Below are 17,385 nucleotides of genomic sequence, written 5' to 3' on the forward strand. Positions count from 1 at the left end.
GGAGACCTGAATGAAGATACTGGCTACTAATGTGTATGTTGGTCCAAATATTTATGCAAACTTTCCTGTTATAAGACATGAAATCGATCTTGGAATTTTAGAAGAGTGGCCCTCGGCTAAAATAGGTGAAGATTTCATTAATGGACTCCTAGAAAGTTTACCTGGAATTTATGAGCATGGGTGTTCTTATAGAGAGCATGGTGGTTTTGTGCGTAGGCTTAGGGAAGATGAAGGCACTTGGATGGGACATATCTGGGAGCACGTTATCCTGGAGCTTCAAGGTATAGCTGGTAGTGATGTAACTTATGGTCGTACAAGATCAACAGGTGAAATTGGTCAATATAATATGGTTTATGAGTATAAGCAAAGAGACGTAGGTCTAAGAGCTATGGAATTAGCTAGAGATTTATTACTTTCTTTGCTGCCAGAAAACCTTAAGAAAGAAGTTGGCTTTAATGATGATAAATTTGATTTTGAATATGAAAAAGTTAGATTTATAAAATTTGCTCAAAGTAAGGAGTTTGGTCCAAGTACAGGCTCTTTAGTAGAGGCAGCTAAGAAAAGAGATATTCCATATATTCGCTTGAATGATCATTCGCTTGTTCAGTTTGGTTATGGTAAGTATCAACAAAGAATTAGAGCTACAATTACAGGTAAAACAACAAGTATTGCTGTTGATTTATCATGTGATAAAGAACAAACAAATACTATTTTAAGTGGTTTAGGGCTTCCTATGCCAAAACAAAGAATGGTTACATCAGAAGAAGGAGCATTACGTGCTGCTAAAATCTTAGGCTTTCCATTAGTTGTTAAACCATTAGATGGCAATCATGGTAGAGGTATATCTATAAACCTAAAAACTATGGAAGAAATAAAAGAAGCTTTTGTTGAAGCAAATAAAGTTTCTCGCTATGTTTTGATTGAGCAGTTTGCAACTGGATTTGACCATAGAATGCTAGTGGTTGATGGTAAATTAATAGCAGTAGCTAAAAGGGTCCCTGGTCATGTGGTAGGTGATGGTAAGCATACAATTGCTGAGCTTGTAGATATTGTTAATGAAGATCCTCGTAGAGGTGTTGGGCATGAGAAAGTTCTAACAAAACTTGAACTTGATTATCAAGCTAAAACATTACTTAGTGCTGCGGGCTATGATGAAAATACAATTTTAGAAGATGGTGAAACTTTCTATCTAAGATCTACAGCTAATCTATCAACTGGTGGTACTGCAATAGATGTGACAGATATCGTACATCCAGATAATAAAGATATGGCAGAAAGAGCCATTAAAGCGATAGGCCTTGATGTTGGTGGTGTAGATTTTCTTATTGATGATATCTCACAATCATATCATGATATAGGCGGTGCTATTTGTGAATGTAACGCAGCTCCTGGCTTTAGAATGCATGTGGCTCCTAGTGAAGGTAAGCCAAGAGATGTTGCCGGTGCAGTTATCGATATGCTTATTCCAAAAGAGTTTGGTAATGCAAGAATACCAATAGCTGCAATTACAGGAACAAACGGTAAGACTACAACTTCACGTATGGTTGCTCATATGTGGAAAAATGCAGGTAAAATTGTTGGTTTGACGACTACTGATGGAGTGTATATAAATGGTAAGCTTACAGTATCTGGTGATACTACAGGTCCAGCATCAGCTCAAATGGTTTTAAAAGACCCATCTGTAGAGATGGCTATTTTAGAAACAGCTAGAGGCGGTTTGCTTAGAAGTGGTATGGGCTATGATTACTGTAATGTAGGTGCTTGTTTAAATATTTCATCTGATCACTTAGGTCTAAAAGGTGTAAACACTTTAGATGATCTAGCAAAAGTTAAGAGTATCGTTGTGCAAGCGGCAAAAGATGTAGCAATCTTAAATGCTGATGATCCTAATGTATTAAAAATGTCAGCAAAAGTTACAGCTAAGCATATATTCTATGTAACAATGAACCCAGAACATGCTTTAGTTAAACAACATATCCGAGCAGGTGGTAAAGCTTGTATTATTGAAAAGGGTGTTAATGGCGATATGATTACAATTTTTGATAATCATATTCATATACCTGTATTATGGACTCACTTGATCCCAGCAACAATGGAAGGTAAAGCTATTCACAATGTTCAAAACTCAATGTTTTCTATAGCTATCTCATATAGTATGGGTATGAGTTTAGATGATGTTAGAGATGGTCTAAGAACATTTGTTACATCATTCTATCAAGCACCTGGTCGTATGAACTGGTTTGAAGAACATCCATTTAAGGTATTAATGGACTATGGACATAATCCAGCTGCAATAAAACTAGTTAGCCAAATGGTTGATAATATGGAATTTGCAGGTAAGAAAATATGTGTGTTAGCTTCACCAGGCGATAGAAGAGATGAAGATATCGTTGAAATAGCAGCTACTGCAGCTCCTTATTATGATTACTTTATCTGTAAAAGAGATGATACTTTGAGAGGCAGAGCCCCTGATGAAGTGCCAAGAATCCTTAAAGAGTCTTTGATTGAGTCTGGAGTTTCTGCAAATAATATCGAGACTATAGAAAGTGAGAAAGAAGCTGTAGATGCTGCTTTAGCTATGGCTGAAGAGGGTGATTTAGTAGTTATCTTTGCAGATAAGCTGAAAAGAACTTGGAAGCAGATTATTTACTTTAATAAAGATAAAGAAGACGCTGATAAAGATGACAAACCTGAAAAGAAAGAAATGTTCTCTGCGTCTGTAATAGCTCAAGATGCTAGTTTATCAGATGAAATATCAGAAGTTATCAAAGGTGGTATCATTGCTGATGAGAGTGGTATAAGAGTTGTTTATGAAGAAGAGGACAACGATTAATTTAGGGCCTGTTAAATGGAGAAATATAATATGATTCCTGAAGGTTATTCACGTAGGCTTGTAGGTCCTAATCTATTTTTTAAAGAAACTGGAACTGTCTTGGATGTTCCTTTGGTAGAAAATAGAGAAGAATTAACAAAGCTATTCTATCAAGAAGCAGAAAAGTTTTTACCAGCTTTAGGTTGGGAGCAAATTAAAATTACACATAAGTTTTTTAATAATGGTGTAAGATTTGCTTTTACGGCTCCAGTTGATATAACAATGCCTGCCTGTGATGTTATAGATTTTGCTTGGTTGTCTGCTCGAGAAGGTTTTGAAACTGGTCAATTTAAATCCATTGAAGAAGCTAAGAAAGAACTTATTCCAGCTATTGATGAAGATAAGAATCTAACTTATCGTAAGTTATATGAGCTTGCTAAATCAAAAGGTTTTAATGCTTTTAGAGATAAAGATAAGGCTTTTATTGGTTCTGGTACAGGTTGTTATGAATTTGATTTAACTAAAGATTCAATTGATGAAATTAAATGGCAAGATATTTATGATATTCCCGCTGTTATAGTTACAGGTACAAATGGTAAAACTACTACTGTTAGACTTACTGATTATATTTGTCGAGTAGCTGGTAAAGTTACAGGTTATACTTCTACAGACTGGGTTAAAGTAAATGATGAGCTAATTGATGAAGGTGATTATTCTGGTCCAACAGGCCACCAATTTGTATTGACAAATAAGAAAGTAGAAGTTGCCTTATTAGAGTCTGCTAGAGGTGGGTTATTAAAGAGAGGATTAATTGAGACTTTCGTAGATGCTGCTGCAGTTACAAATGTCTCTGCTGATCACCTTGGTGAAGATGGTGTTGAGACTGTTGCTGAGCTTGCTGAGGCTAAGTCTATAGTCTTTCGTACTATGGGTGAGGGTTCTCATGCAATTATCAATCTTGATAACTCATATATGAAAGAAAGGTTTGATACTCTTGATTGTGCCAAAATAGTAGTTACTCAGAATCCTCAAGATCATGATATGGAGTATTATTTAGCAAAAGCTGATTATGCTTGTATTGTTGAAAATGGCGATTTTATTTGGGTTGATGGAGATTTAAAAACAACTATTATTCCGGTAGCAGATGCACCATTAACAGTAAAAGGTTTTGCTAAGCATAATATAGAAAATGCTATGATTGCTATTTGCTTGTCATTTAAGTTAGGTATTGATTTGGATGATGTTGCTAATGCACTTAGAAGTTACTCTAATGATACAAAAGTAAACAGAGGTCGATCAAATATCTTTGAGTGGGATAATAAAGTTGCTGTAGTTGATTATGCTCATAATGAAGCTGGTATGGACGCTTTGTTAAATATGATGAAAGCGTATTATAAAGGTGGCAAAACTTATCTAATGATAGGTACTACTGGTGATCGTAAAAATCTGATATCAGATATTAATGATGTTATTATCAAGCATGATGTTGACTTTATTGTTCTAAAGGAAACAGAGATGTATTTAAGAGGTGCTGAACCGATGGAGTTACCTTTACTAATTCGTAAAGATTTAGATGATAAAGGTTTTGATACTTCAAAAACATATATCTCTCATGGTGAACTTGAAGGTGTTAAATATATACTTAATAAGCTTAATGATAATGATATAGCTATCTTGTGCTGTCAAGCAGAAGTTCCAGATGTTATTGAATATTTGGAAAAACTGACTTAAATATTCCTTCAACATCTTACCCAAGTAAATATCATTGTATATTTGGTGTTTCCTAGCACTTCCTCAGATCTAATTTCAACAGTTGAAGAATTTATAAATTTAAAATATCTTATAAGTTTTCTATTTTTCCATTCCATTTGATTTGATAGTTCAACGTAATGAATTATTATATTATCCTTTATTTCATAATAGCCAGAATAGTAGAAAAATGGCTTGAGAGAATAGTCTTTATCATTTAGTAGTTCTTCACTAAGTTCACCACTTCCAGACATTTTATTTTCTGTATAAATCAATAACCCTTTAGGTTTAATACCTAAAGGATATGTGGTTTGATTATTATCATCTTTAGCATAAACTTTTTCAAGTGACCAAGCACCTAATAATTTACTTGTCATAGTTTTTCCTAATATCTACTAAAACTCTATATCAATATTTCTACTTTTTGCAGTATCATAAAAAATATCAAATAATTCAGTAATGCTCCAAGGAGTATCTTCAGGCATCTCACTAAATTCTCGATATGCTCTTTCTATGCACATATATGCTCTGTTTGCACCTTTCCAATCTTTATATTCTTTAAAATCGATATGTTTAGCGGCCTCAACTGATGAGATGCCTTGATCATAATATTTCTTTGATTCAGTTAATATATGTTTTAATAGATTTTTGAAATTTAAAACTCCTTGCTTATTACAAATTGGACCATGACCAGGAACCACAACATCTGGGTCTAATGAAATAATATAGTCAAGACATTTAAACCAGTTCTTATATGAGCCAACCCAGCCAACAGGGATGCTATTTTGAAAGACAACATCTCCAGCAAAAACTACTTTTTCTTTGGGAAAATAAACTATAGTATCTCCAACTTGGTGGCAAGGTCCTACATAGATAAGCTCTATATTATTTCCTTCAATATCTATAGTATATTGCTTATCAAATAGTTTTGTTGGAAGAACAAGTTCTATATCATTAAAGTTATAATCCTCGGCAAGTTGTTTTTGAACTGCTTTGAGACCTGGATTATTTTTATCATTTTCTAATGGAGCTTTCATATGCTCAGGATTGGCAACTAGTTTCATCCTTTCAGGAACTGATTTGTGGGCTATAATTTCAGAATTTCTAAATAATTGATTACCGAAAACATGATCACAATCCTCATGAGTATTGACAATAAATTTTGGATGTTCTTTTGAAATGGGAGATAGTAGATCCATCATCATTTGAGCGTGTCTGGTATCAGATTGAGTATCTATTAGTACGCCTCCTCCTAGATTTATAAAGCCAGAGTTTGCGTCACACATCCTATTTTTTTCATTAATTATAGCGTAGCAACTTTTGCTAATTTTTTGTAATTTCATAGTCATCTCTTTCATAAATATTTATTAAACCACTTTAATTGTCTATTTAAGATAATATCCAGTAGTTCTTATCCCATTTTTGGATAGGTTATTAAATCAACATATAATAAATTCTATCAAAAAATTAGTTAGGGTTAGTCTTTTGAACTGATCTATTTTTAACTGAGTTTATTAAAAATTGATAAAGATAGGTGTTATTAATTATTTTTTTGTGACGTTTTAAAGCTATTATAATTTTCCAAATCATGTATGGAAAGCAAAATTAAATTCTATGCAGTAAACAAACCACATGAGTAGCTATGCCTTCTTTTCTACCTACAAAGCCGAGTTTCTCAGTAGTAGTTGCTTTGATATTTATTTGATTAATTTCTATATCTAAGATATTAGATAAACAAGATTTCATATTCTCAATATGAGGTAACATCTTTGGAGCTTGAGCAACTATTGTGCAGTCAATATTGCCAACATGATAGTTTTTTTCATCTAACATTTTTTTTATTTCAGCTAGGAAGAATTTACTATCAGTATTTTTATATTGACTATCTGTATCAGGGAAGTGTCTTCCAATATCTCCAAGTCCTAAAGCACCAAGTATAGCATCACATAATGCATGAATAAGTACATCACCATCAGAATGAGCTTCTAAGCCAAGATGGTAGGGTATTTCTATACCACCAATAATGATATTCTGCTTTTGATCTGTAAACTTATGGACATCATAACCATGACCTATTCTAAACATATCTTAGCCTTGTGTGATAGGGTAGTTATTGTTTAACCAACCTTGAATACCACCAGCAACAGAAACAACGTCTGTATAGCCCATTTGTTGTAAACTATGAGCTGCTAAAGCTGAACGGAAGCCACTACCACAGTATAAGTATATTCTTTGATCTTTGTTTGGTACTAGGTTTTCAATTTTAACTTCAATTTGTCCTTTACTTAGATGAGTTGCTCCTTGAATATGGAATCTATTAAATTCAGAATCTTCTCTTACATCGAAAATTACACCATCAAGGTTATCCGAGTTCATTTTATTAAATAAATCGCCAGCAGAGCATTCTTTGATTTGAGATTTTGCATTATTTACAAGTTTTAAAAACTCAACAGGTCTGGCATCATTTGGCGAGTTAGTAGGATAACCTTTTGCATTCCATCCTCTCCAGCCGCCATCAACTGAGACAACATTTTCGTATCCCATTTCTTTTAATGTCTCAGCAACTAAAGCAGATCTAAAACCACCACCACAATAAAAATACATTTTTTGATTTTTATTTGGAATTGCAGATTCAATTGCACTTTCGATAATTCCTTTACTTATATGGATTGCATTTGGGATATAGCCATTTGCAAATTCAGACTCTTCACGAGTATCTATCAAAATACCATCAAGAGAATTGTTTTGGTTCATTTCATAAATATCATCAACTGTACATTCTTGTATTTTTGCTTTTGCTTCATTTACTTTCTTTAAGAATCCTTGGGCATGTTGCATATTTATCACCTTAATCTTTGTGTTTATCTAAATTGATATTTTATATTTTTCTTCAACCAAAAAGAATATCTACAGGAGATAACTTATAAGTTGAAATATTATAATAACTATAGCAATAATAAGAGCTATTGCATTTAGAGTTTTATTTTTCATTGAAGAATATATAAGTTTATAATCTTTGTTACGTAAAATTCTAACCATATTTAAAGGGCAAGAAACAAGCATAATTAGAGAGAAAAGCCCTACAACTGATAAAGCTATTAGGAATAATTTTTTAAAGTAATAGTTTAAAATAATCGGTAAGATAAAAAGTAAAAAGCTAAGAAGTATATTTTTATTTATTTTTGAAAGGCTATTCATCTTAAACCTATCTAAAATTAGGTCTTTTAGAGCCAAGGAAAGGGTAATAAATGCTGTAGTTACAGATATTGATATAAAGCCGTATATTAATGTAATTATCTCTGGAGATTTGATATTTGCTTTGAGGATGTAGATAAGCTGTGTAACGCTATCTTCAGAACTTAAAGAGCCACTAAGGATTGATGCGAAGCTATTTTTATCACCATAGATCGCAATATTGCCAAAGATAGCAGTAATCCAGCAAATATAAATTAGTAAAATTATCATTGATGCTACCATGATAATTCTTCTTATATCTTTAGGGTACGGACCTACATAATTTACTACAGTGGGGACTATTATATGTGCTGAGAATGTTGTTGCGAGTATTGGTAGTGCAATAATAAGTTCTTTGAAATTACTAAAACCATATTTATCTAGGTTTACTAATTGTATAGATTTAAACAATTGAATAATTGTAAATAATATTATTATAAGTTTTAAGGTTAAGAAAATTCGGTTTAACCATTCAGCATGCCCAGTACCCTTTAGGATAAAACCACCGAAAATAATTACAAAGCCAATTTCTATAAATATATAATTAATATCTAACAAGCTTTCAAAAGATGAGCCTATGGCAGAAATATAAGCTGCTAGCATGCCATAGAGTATGCCAAACGCACAAATATATACTAAAATAATCCCAGGTTTTTTAAAAAGTTTATGAGCAAGCCCTAAATAACTAATTCCCTTTTCAAAATGTAGACATGCTTCTGCTACAGCTAGAGTTGAATACGTCATCAATAACCACATAAGAAACATGATTAGACAGCCTATGAAAATACCAAAATATGAAAGAATCATAGGGATAGCGAGAATACCACCACCTAGGGAAGTACCAATAATTAAGAAAATACAGCCAATTTGTTTATTTATACTTATCACTAATAAAGTTTATTATTTATAGCTTAGGAATAATTAAAACATATAAATATAAGATAATAAAATAATAATTTCTAATTTTTACCAGGCAGCGATCGCTGCACCATCTGGATATTCTTTTTCAGCTAGTTTTTTAACTGCAGGACTTTGGAATGCCTTGACATATTCTTTAAGCTTAGGATTATTCTTTTGGTCCGCATTTGCTGCAATAATATTAGCAAATGGCGAGTCAGTAGGTTCTACAAATAAAGCATCTTTATGTGTAAGTCCTGCTTTTGATAGATAGTCGTTATTTATAACACCTATAGCCACAACTCCTAGATTATTAGGGATTTGATCTGCTTGCAAAGCTATAATTTTTAGATGCTTAGGATTACTGATTATACTATCTGGAGTAGCTTTCCAAGTAACTCCTTTTTTAAGCTTAATTAATCCAGCATCCTCTAATATCATTAGAGCACGACCTTGATTTGTTGGGTCGTTAGGTATTGCTACAGTAGCACCATCTGGAATTTGGTCAATATGCTTATATTTTTTCGAATATATGCCCATTGGGTAAAGAAAAGTTTTGCCTATAGATATTATATGGTAACCAAATTTCTTATCTTGATTTTTCAAGAAAGGTATATGCTGGAAAGCATTTGCTTGAATCTCATTATCATTTAGAGCTCTATTTGGAATATTATAATCTCCAAATGAAACTAACTTAACATCAAGACCATATTTTTCTTTAGCAATCTTTTTACTTAGCTCCATAATCTTATCTTGAGGAGGACTCGTTATATATCCAACAGTTATTTGATTAGGATTAATAGCTGCAGCTGCATTTACATATAATTGAGTACCACTAGCTACTAATAAAATAGCTGAAATTACCCACAGAGAAGTTAATTTTTTTGCTGCAAGCAAGTAGTTGCCAAAAGACTGTGTTAGTTGTACTAGTATAACTAGCATAACTACACCACCAAATAGCAATGTATAGTTACCGTAATTGTATCCTTTAAAGTATGTAAGATCACCAAGACCACCACCGCCAACAATACCAGCCATAGCAGAGAAACCTATCAAAGAGATACAAGTTAAAGAGGCTGCATCTATTAAAAGGCTTTTAGACTCTGGTAGCAATACTTTAAATATAATCTGACTTTTAGTTGCTCCCATAGCTTTTGCAGCTTCAATTAAACCGTGGTCAACCTCTCTTAATGCAGATTCGGTCAAACGAGCATAGAAAGGTAAAGCCGCTATAGCAAGAGGGACTATCGATGCAGTTGTGCCAATAGTTGTACCAACTATTAATTTTGTCAAAGGGTATAGCAATATAAGTAAGATAATATATGGAATACTTCTAGTAATATTAATTACTGCACTAAAGCCTTTATTAAATCCTTTAACTAAGATATTTTTACTATCTTGTGTAATATATAACAAGATACCTAATAATATACCACCTATAACAGCTACTAGAGTGGCGATGAAAACCATAAAAATAGTTTCCCATGTAGATATAGCTATCTGATTAAACTCATGTAAACTAAATATTGTCTGCTGTTGCATAGCCTAGCACCCTTAAATTAACATCTTGGTTTGAAAGAAATCTTAGAGCATTTTCCCAGTCTTGGCGCTCGCCTGTGATATGACAAATTGCAATCCCAACTATCTGTTCTTGGATTGTCTCAATATTTGCTTGAATAATGCTCGCTGTAGCATTAAATTGGCGAGATATTTCAGCAATTATCGGCATCTTACCTTTATCACCATAAAAAGTTAGCTGTACAACTGGATATGTATGATCATTACTATATGGATTATCATGAAGCTTTTTAGCCATAAAGTCAGGAACTTTTGTATGGATGCTAGTTTCAACAAAAGATTTTGTTACAGCTGCTTGTGGATCTAAGAATATATCAAGAGTTTTACCCATTTCAGCAATACGACCTTTATCAATAATAGCGACTCTGTCACATATTTTTCTGACTACATCCATTTCATGAGTAATCAAAACTATAGTTAGACCAAGTTCTTTATTTAATCTCTTAAGTAATGCTAATATTTGTTTCGTCGATGTTGGATCTAGCGCAGAGGTAGCTTCATCAGATAAAAGTACTAGAGGGTCAAGAGCTAAGGCTCTAGCTATAGCTACTTTTTGCTTTTGACCACCACTAAGTTCTTTAGGATAAGCTGTAGCTTTATTTGGGAGTTCAACTAGATCTAAAAGTTCATGAACTCTTTTTTTTATTTCAGCTTTAGGTATACCTTGGATTTCAAGAGGTAGAGCAATATTTTCAAAAACATTTCGTGATGATAATAAATTGAAATGTTGAAATATCATTGATACTTTTTTACGAAAAGCTCTTAATTGTTTGGGATTCTTTTTGGTTATATTTTCATCTGCGATAAAGATAGAACCATCAGTAGGTTGCTCAAGTAAATTTAAGCATCTTAATAATGAACTTTTGCCAGCGCCACTATGACCAATTATGCCAAATATTTCTCCTTGCTTTATTTCAAGATTAATATTATCAAGAACAAGGTTACTAATATTATTTGTGCGATATTCTTTTTTTAGATTTTTAATTTGTATCATTTTTTGCCTTTGCTTTATCACCAATTTTGCTCTCTTGTCCACTAATTAGTCTTTGAATATTACCTTTATGTTTAACAAGGATAATAATAGCTATAATTAAAAAAGGAGCAGCTGTTTGAAAATCTGATGTAAATATTACAGAGAAACTTGCTATAACAGTAGCTAATAATGCTGATAGTGAAGAGTAACGAGTTATTACAGCTACACAAACCCAAGTTATTACAAATATGAAACCTAATATCCAGCTAAAGCCAAATAATGTTCCAATAAGTGTTGCAACCCCTTTACCACCTTTGAAACCAAAAAATATAGGAAATACATGGCCTAAAATAGCGTATAAAGCAGTACAAGCTGTGATAAATTCATTACCTGTCAGAACTTTTGCAATAACTACAGGCACTAAACCTTTTAAAATATCAAAGGCTAATGTGATAATAGCAGGAACTTTACCGCCAATTCTTAATACATTTGTTGTACCAGGGTTGCCAGAGCCAACACTTCTTGGTGATGGTAATCTAAAAATATAACAAACTATAATCGCACTATTTATTGATCCTAATAGATATGCGAATATTAGAACACTAAAGTTTAAAAAACTCATGAAACATCCTCTATTTTTATTTTTTCAAAAATTATCTAAATTATTATAAGAGATAATACTATCTAGGCAATATCTTGGCTAGCTATTTTTGCTGCTTTATTATAGGATTGATAGCTTAAAAAAACTAATTTATCAATTTTTATTTCAAAAGGTTTGATTTTATGACTGTGATGAAGTTTGATTTAATCAAAAAAGAGGGTAAAGCAAGAAGAGGAAAGATAAGCTTTCCCAGGGGTGATATTCAAACTCCTGCATTTATGCCAGTAGGGACTTATGGAGCAGTAAAATCTCTGTCTCCAGTTGAGTTAAAGGAGATGGGTGCTGATATTATTCTAGGTAATACTTTTCATCTATGGTTACGTCCAGGTACTGAAATTATCAAAAAGCATGGATCTTTACATGGGTTTAATGGTTGGGATAAACCTATTTTAACTGACTCTGGCGGCTTTCAGGTATTTAGCTTAGGTAAGATGCGTAAGCTTACTGAAGAGGGCGTAACTTTTAAGTCACCAATTAATGGTTCAAAAGTATTTTTATCACCAGAGATATCTATGCAGGTACAAAGAGATCTAGGATCTGATATTGTGATGTGCTTTGATGAGTGTACTCCATATCCAGCAACTGAGAAAGAAGCTAAAGATTCTATGGAGCTATCAATGCGTTGGGCAAAAAGATCAAAAGACGCTCATGGCGATAATCCATCAGCATTATTTGGTATTATCCAGGGTGGTATGTATGAGCATTTAAGAGATGAGTCTTTGAAAGCATTAAAGGAGATCGATTTTGATGGTTTTGCTATTGGTGGGTTATCAGTAGGTGAGCCAAAAGAAGATATGATTAGAATATTAGATCATACTGCTCATCAAATGCCGGAGGATAAGCCAAGATACCTAATGGGTGTGGGTACTCCAAAAGATTTAGTAGAAGCAGTGTACCGTGGTGTAGATATGTTTGACTGTGTGATGCCTTCACGAAATGCTCGTAATGGTCATATCTTTACTTCAGAAGGAACTATAAAGATTAGAAATGCTAAACACAAAGAAGATATATCACCATTAGATCCAAATTGTGATTGTTATACTTGTAAAAACTTTAGTAGAAGTTATTTACATCATCTTGATAAAACTAAAGAGATTTTAGGATCAAGATTAAACACTATTCATAATTTGACTTTTTATCAAAATCTTATGAAAAATATCCGTAAAGCTATAGAAGAAGAAAGGTTTGAGGAGTTTAGAAAAGAGTTTTTAGAAAGCTATAAATAAAATCTATTCGTTTAGGAAGGAATGTAAAAGGGTATTCATCTTTTTAAAAACCTTTGAATTAGATTCTTTAGATAGCAGATAGTAAGATTTGTCAGCAGGTAAACTTTTTTGTTTAGGCATATATAATAAACTATTTTCAATAAGATCATTGATTAAAAGCTTTTCCGTTACAAAAAAACCAATACCTGAAAAACAAGCATTAATGGCTTGAATCGAGTTTTTAAAGATTACTTTTTTGTTATATTTATGATCTATATTATTATGCTTACACCATTGAATATAGTCACTTGCTCTCATTTCATCATCAACAAAAATAAGCTTTTGTGTGGTTATTATTTCCTCAAAGGTTTTACCTACTTGCTTGATATTTGATACTAAAACCAGTTCTCCAGAAGCTAGCTTTTGTCTATTTCTATTCTCAAATTCTTCATCTGAGCCATATTCGATACTTAAATCTATATCATCATTATCAAAATCAACTCTTCTTCCCTTTGTTATAAGTTGTATATCTATACCATCAAAAGCTTCGAGAATATTGTCAAATCTAGGGATTAGCCAGTTAGCGCATAGCGTTGTTACACAGTTAACCGAGATTTTATTTATTTTATGTTCTTTGAAAACATTTGTGGATTGATATATTTCGGTTACTAAGGGATCTATTTTGGAATAATACTCTTTTGCTAGATCTGTAATTATAAGTCTTCTTTTTTGTGTTAAAAAAAGTTTTCTATCAAAATATGTTTCTAATTTTTTTATAGATTGACTTACTGCAGAATGCGTCATAAATAATTGCTCGGCTGCTTTAGTGTAACTTTTAGTTTTCATTACAGCCATAAATACTGGTAATGAGTTTAAGGGTGGTAGATCGTTCTTTTTTATCATGTAGTGTAAGTAAAACTTACTTTTTGTATAAGAATAAAGCGTTTTACATAACTATGCAATATTATATAGCATTTAAACTAATATAAATCTTTGAAGGGTATATTTTATTTATGAATTCAACAAATAATCTTATAAGTTTAAGCTTAGTAATTTTATCTGCAACACTTATTGCTTTTGGATCTTTTGCTAGAAAAAATATAGTTGTACTTGATGGTATCTATATATCAATGTTGATTTGTTTCGTCGGAGCAAGTTTTCTTATGTGGTGGATAGTAAGTATTTCATCTTTTACTAATATTATTCCTACCACTTGGAGGCCAATATTTATAAGGATGGTACTTAGCTTATTTGCTCAAGTGTTATTCTTTGTTAGCTTAAGTAAAGGATCTTTTTTAATTACAGTGCTGCTGTTTAACACTAGTCCATTATTTGTACCAGTTATACGATTTATATTTTTTAAACAAAATGTTAGTTATTTTAATTTTATTTGCATTATTGTTAGCTTCTTAGGTATATATTTAATTCTAGGAGTAAATGGTAGTAATGTTAGCTTATATTCATTATGCGCTCTTTTTTCTGGTATTTTAAATGCTATGTCACAAGTAGTATTGCATAAAGCAAGTCAAAAAGAAGATGCGTTTATTATGACACTCTGGATATATACATTTACAGCTTTGGTTTTACTTATGCTATTGCCTTTAAATATTTTAATATATTCGGGTGCTGGTGATTTGGCTACTATATCTATCAAACCTATAGTAATATGGGTCTGTGTAGCAATAACTCTTAATGTTAGTGTTCAAGTGTATAGAGTGAAAGCTTATAAGTATACAAAAGATCCTTCTCTGGTTGCTCCAGGGATGTATTTCTCAGTAATTGTTGCTGCGATACTGGATATTGTTTTTTATGGTGCTTCAATCAATCTTCTAGAAGTATGTGGAATTTTAATGGTTTGTCTCTGTAGTATATTATCAGTAATTAAAAAATCTTAGATAATATTGCTAATTTATCAATTATGTTTAAATTGATTAATGCTTTGTAGTACCTTTATTTCTATTTTTAAATGTAAGTTAATCTTACATTTAGGTAAGTTTAAGTCGTTTTACTTTAAGCAGTGTTGGTTTTATCATTTAAATATTGTTTTATGAATTGGAAATATACTAATGAGACTTTTGAGAGATAGTGTTGCTATGTTGTTAATGCTTCTATCAGCAACAGCTATTACTTTAGTGGGACTATCTACAAAATTTATGATGTCAAGCAGCTCTATATATGGGGTTATGCTTACATATTTTGTTGGCAGTGCTATCTTAATGTGGTGGATTGCTAGTATTTTATCATTTAATAGGTTGTTACCTCTTGAGTGGAAACCTATTTTTATTAGGGTTATTTTTAGCGTTACGGCACAATATTTTTTATTTTTAGGCTTGCATAGTTCATCATTGTTGTTGCCAATCTTGTTATTTAATACTAGCCCTTTATTTATACCTATTATTAGATGGATTTTTTATAAATCTAAAGTGGTTATAAGTACATGGGCGCTGTTAGTGATAAGTTTTTTTGGAATTTATCTAATATTAGCAAGTAAATCAAATGGTCATGTTGACATATGGGCTTTGAGTGCATTAGTTGCAGGTGTCTTGAATGCAGGATCTCAAGTTGTGTTGCATAGAGCAAGTCAAAAAGAAAATTTATTTACTATGAATTTATGGATATTTACCTTTATAAGTGTCTTAATGTTTGCTGGTTTACCATTTGCTCATATAGCATTTGCAAGTGTTGATTATGCATTTACTAGTTCACCATTAATCTGGGCTGGTATTGCAACTGTAATATTTGGTATAAGTGCTCAACTTTTTAGAGTTAAAGCTTTTAAATATACTTCTGATCCATCTTTTGTGGCTCCTGGAATGTACTTTTCAGTTGTCGTCGCTGCTGTAATAGATGCAATTATATATAATAAGAGTTTAACTATGATTGAGATCTTGGGCATATTTATTGTTTGTACTACAAGCATATTTTCAGTGATTAAAAAAAATAATTATAAATAAAAGGAGAGTTTAAAATGAAAAACACAATAGTTATAGCAGCCGATTTTATTAATGAGATAGTTGATGAAAAGGGTGCTTTTGGTGTACATAATGCAGAGAGGGTTAAGAGTTGTAATACAATAGAAAATGCTAATAAAGTTATAGCGTGGGCTCGTAAGAATGATATTAAAGTTGCTCATGTAAAAGTAGGTTTTAGTAAAGATTATCATGAGTGTCCTAAAAGCTCACCTATATTTGGTCAAGCTCCTGAGTATAAAGTTCTTCAACTTGGCACATGGGCTACTGATTTTCACAAAGATATAGATGTACAAGAGCATGATATTGTAATAACTAAGCATAGAATTAGTTTTATATACGCTACAGATTGTGAAGCTATTTTAAGAGCTAATAAAATTGAAAACGTTATAGTTTTTGGAGTGTCTACTGAGCAAGTAATTGAGCTTTCAGTAAGAGAACTACACGATAGAGACTATAACGTTACAGTTATATCTGATGCTTGTAATGCTAGTAGTGAAGAAGGGCATCAAAAAAGCCTTAGAAGTATATCTAGTGTTGCTGAAGTTGTAACAACAGACGAATTCTTATCAAATAACTAATTATAAGCTTATATAGCTAAAACCCTATATGACATTTTTTAAAGATGTATTGGGCATTCTCTTAAGAAAATATTGTGTGTATTTATATATCCAAATTTAGAAATACTCCCCCTTTAAAACTAGGTTTGGATATATAAATTTATATTATTATATTAGTTAATGTAGCCTTGAGTTTTAAATTTTGCAAAAAACATTCTATTTAGCTTTAAATACTAAGCTAAATAATATTTCAAAGTTTTTCATAAAATAAAGATATTTTAGTGAAGAGTAACTTAATAATTTAACAAAAAAATATACATTGATAATACAGTATTACTAAGGTAGAATTCACATGTTTAAGATATAAATAAAAAAATTCTGGGAGAAAAAATGAAAAAAATATTATTGTCACTAGCAGCTGTTGTGTTATTTAGCTCAAGTTCTTTTGCAGCAGGTAGTGAAGCTTCAGCAGGTAGTCCATTAAGCTCAATCTTAATGTTAGTAGTGTTTTTTGCAATATTTTGGTTTTTACTTATCAGACCTCAGCAAAAGAAAAATAAAGAATTACGTAAAATGTTATCTGAATTAGCTAAAGGTGATGAAGTTGTAACTAATGGTGGTATGATAGGCAAAATCGCTAAAATTGATGATACTTTTGTAGATCTAGAAGTAGCAGAAAATGTTACTATAAAAGTTCAAAGAAATGCAGTAGCAAATATTTTACCAAAAGGCGCTACTAAGGCGTAA

The 17,385-nt window shown here is 31.9% G+C and carries 16 protein-coding genes; 7 read left to right on the top strand and 9 right to left on the bottom strand.

Annotation, left to right across the window (positions count from 1 at the left end):
- The first annotated feature begins 10 nt into the window (after positions 1-10).
- Together cphA and F7310_RS03900 are read left to right on the top strand one after the other, a co-directional pair.
- Entirely contained in the window at positions 11-2,833 is a 2,823-nt protein-coding gene (gene cphA, locus F7310_RS03895; RefSeq protein ID WP_072711919.1) for a cyanophycin synthetase, read from the top strand.
- Positions 2,834-2,863: 30 nt separating this feature from the next.
- Positions 2,864-4,543 carry a Mur ligase family protein gene (locus tag F7310_RS03900; protein WP_072711920.1) on the top strand — a complete coding sequence of 560 codons (1,680 nt, stop codon included), beginning with the start codon at positions 2,864-2,866 and terminating at the stop codon, positions 4,541-4,543.
- A gap of 8 nt (positions 4,544-4,551) precedes the next feature.
- Here the strand turns inward: F7310_RS03900 and F7310_RS03905 are convergent, their stop codons facing one another.
- The 8 genes from F7310_RS03905 to plsY all read right to left on the bottom strand — a co-directional run bounded on the left by F7310_RS03905 (position 4,552) and on the right by plsY (position 11,865).
- The gene (locus F7310_RS03905) at positions 4,552-4,938 is read right to left on the bottom strand and encodes a lipocalin-like domain-containing protein (RefSeq protein ID WP_072711921.1); all 387 of its coding nucleotides are present in this window, start codon (positions 4,936-4,938) and stop codon (positions 4,552-4,554) included.
- 18 nt (positions 4,939-4,956) lie between these two features.
- Positions 4,957-5,904, bottom strand: a complete 948-nt coding sequence (locus tag F7310_RS03910) for an MBL fold metallo-hydrolase (protein WP_072711923.1) — start codon at positions 5,902-5,904, stop codon at positions 4,957-4,959.
- A 262-nt stretch (positions 5,905-6,166) separates the two neighbouring features.
- Positions 6,167-6,646, bottom strand: coding sequence for a 2-C-methyl-D-erythritol 2,4-cyclodiphosphate synthase (gene ispF / locus F7310_RS03915; RefSeq protein WP_072711924.1), 480 nt, complete (start codon positions 6,644-6,646; stop codon positions 6,167-6,169).
- 3 nt (positions 6,647-6,649) lie between these two features.
- The gene (locus F7310_RS03920) at positions 6,650-7,399 is read right to left on the bottom strand and encodes a rhodanese-like domain-containing protein (protein WP_072711926.1); all 750 of its coding nucleotides are present in this window, start codon (positions 7,397-7,399) and stop codon (positions 6,650-6,652) included.
- A 69-nt stretch (positions 7,400-7,468) separates the two neighbouring features.
- Positions 7,469-8,683 carry an aromatic amino acid transport family protein gene (locus tag F7310_RS03925; protein ID WP_072711928.1) on the bottom strand — a complete coding sequence of 405 codons (1,215 nt, stop codon included), beginning with the start codon at positions 8,681-8,683 and terminating at the stop codon, positions 7,469-7,471.
- Between the two features lie 78 nt (positions 8,684-8,761).
- The gene (locus F7310_RS03930) at positions 8,762-10,234 is read right to left on the bottom strand and encodes a MetQ/NlpA family ABC transporter substrate-binding protein (RefSeq protein WP_072711929.1); all 1,473 of its coding nucleotides are present in this window, start codon (positions 10,232-10,234) and stop codon (positions 8,762-8,764) included.
- Positions 10,212-11,264, bottom strand: coding sequence for a methionine ABC transporter ATP-binding protein (locus F7310_RS03935; RefSeq protein WP_072711931.1), 1,053 nt, complete (start codon positions 11,262-11,264; stop codon positions 10,212-10,214). The genes F7310_RS03930 and F7310_RS03935 overlap by 23 nt, the downstream gene beginning before the upstream one ends.
- Positions 11,251-11,865 carry a glycerol-3-phosphate 1-O-acyltransferase PlsY gene (gene plsY / locus F7310_RS03940; protein WP_072711932.1) on the bottom strand — a complete coding sequence of 205 codons (615 nt, stop codon included), beginning with the start codon at positions 11,863-11,865 and terminating at the stop codon, positions 11,251-11,253. The genes F7310_RS03935 and plsY overlap by 14 nt, the downstream gene beginning before the upstream one ends.
- Before the next feature lie 161 nt (positions 11,866-12,026).
- On the opposite strand from plsY, the gene tgt reads away from it, so the two are divergent.
- Positions 12,027-13,130, top strand: a complete 1,104-nt coding sequence (gene tgt / locus F7310_RS03945) for a tRNA guanosine(34) transglycosylase Tgt (protein WP_072711934.1) — start codon at positions 12,027-12,029, stop codon at positions 13,128-13,130.
- A 3-nt stretch (positions 13,131-13,133) separates the two neighbouring features.
- Here the strand turns inward: tgt and F7310_RS03950 are convergent, their stop codons facing one another.
- Positions 13,134-14,012: a LysR family transcriptional regulator gene (locus tag F7310_RS03950; protein WP_072711935.1), complete on the bottom strand. Its 879-nt coding sequence runs from the start codon at positions 14,010-14,012 to the stop codon at positions 13,134-13,136.
- Between the two features lie 110 nt (positions 14,013-14,122).
- Here F7310_RS03950 and F7310_RS03955 point away from each other — a divergent pair, with 110 nt between their 5' ends.
- The 4 genes from F7310_RS03955 to yajC all read left to right on the top strand — a co-directional run bounded on the left by F7310_RS03955 (position 14,123) and on the right by yajC (position 17,385).
- Positions 14,123-15,004 (top strand): DMT family transporter, encoded by an 882-nt coding sequence (locus F7310_RS03955; RefSeq protein ID WP_072711937.1) that lies wholly within the window; start codon positions 14,123-14,125, stop codon positions 15,002-15,004.
- A 171-nt stretch (positions 15,005-15,175) separates the two neighbouring features.
- Complete coding sequence (locus F7310_RS03960; RefSeq protein WP_072711939.1) at positions 15,176-16,063, top strand: DMT family transporter; 888 nt, start codon at positions 15,176-15,178, stop codon at positions 16,061-16,063.
- A 14-nt stretch (positions 16,064-16,077) separates the two neighbouring features.
- Positions 16,078-16,659 carry a cysteine hydrolase family protein gene (locus F7310_RS03965; RefSeq protein WP_072711940.1) on the top strand — a complete coding sequence of 194 codons (582 nt, stop codon included), beginning with the start codon at positions 16,078-16,080 and terminating at the stop codon, positions 16,657-16,659.
- 369 nt (positions 16,660-17,028) lie between these two features.
- The gene (gene yajC, locus F7310_RS03970; protein WP_072711942.1) at positions 17,029-17,385 is read left to right on the top strand and encodes a preprotein translocase subunit YajC; all 357 of its coding nucleotides are present in this window, start codon (positions 17,029-17,031) and stop codon (positions 17,383-17,385) included.

The organism is Francisella uliginis, from assembly GCF_001895265.1.
Taxonomy (GTDB): domain Bacteria; phylum Pseudomonadota; class Gammaproteobacteria; order Francisellales; family Francisellaceae; genus Francisella; species Francisella uliginis.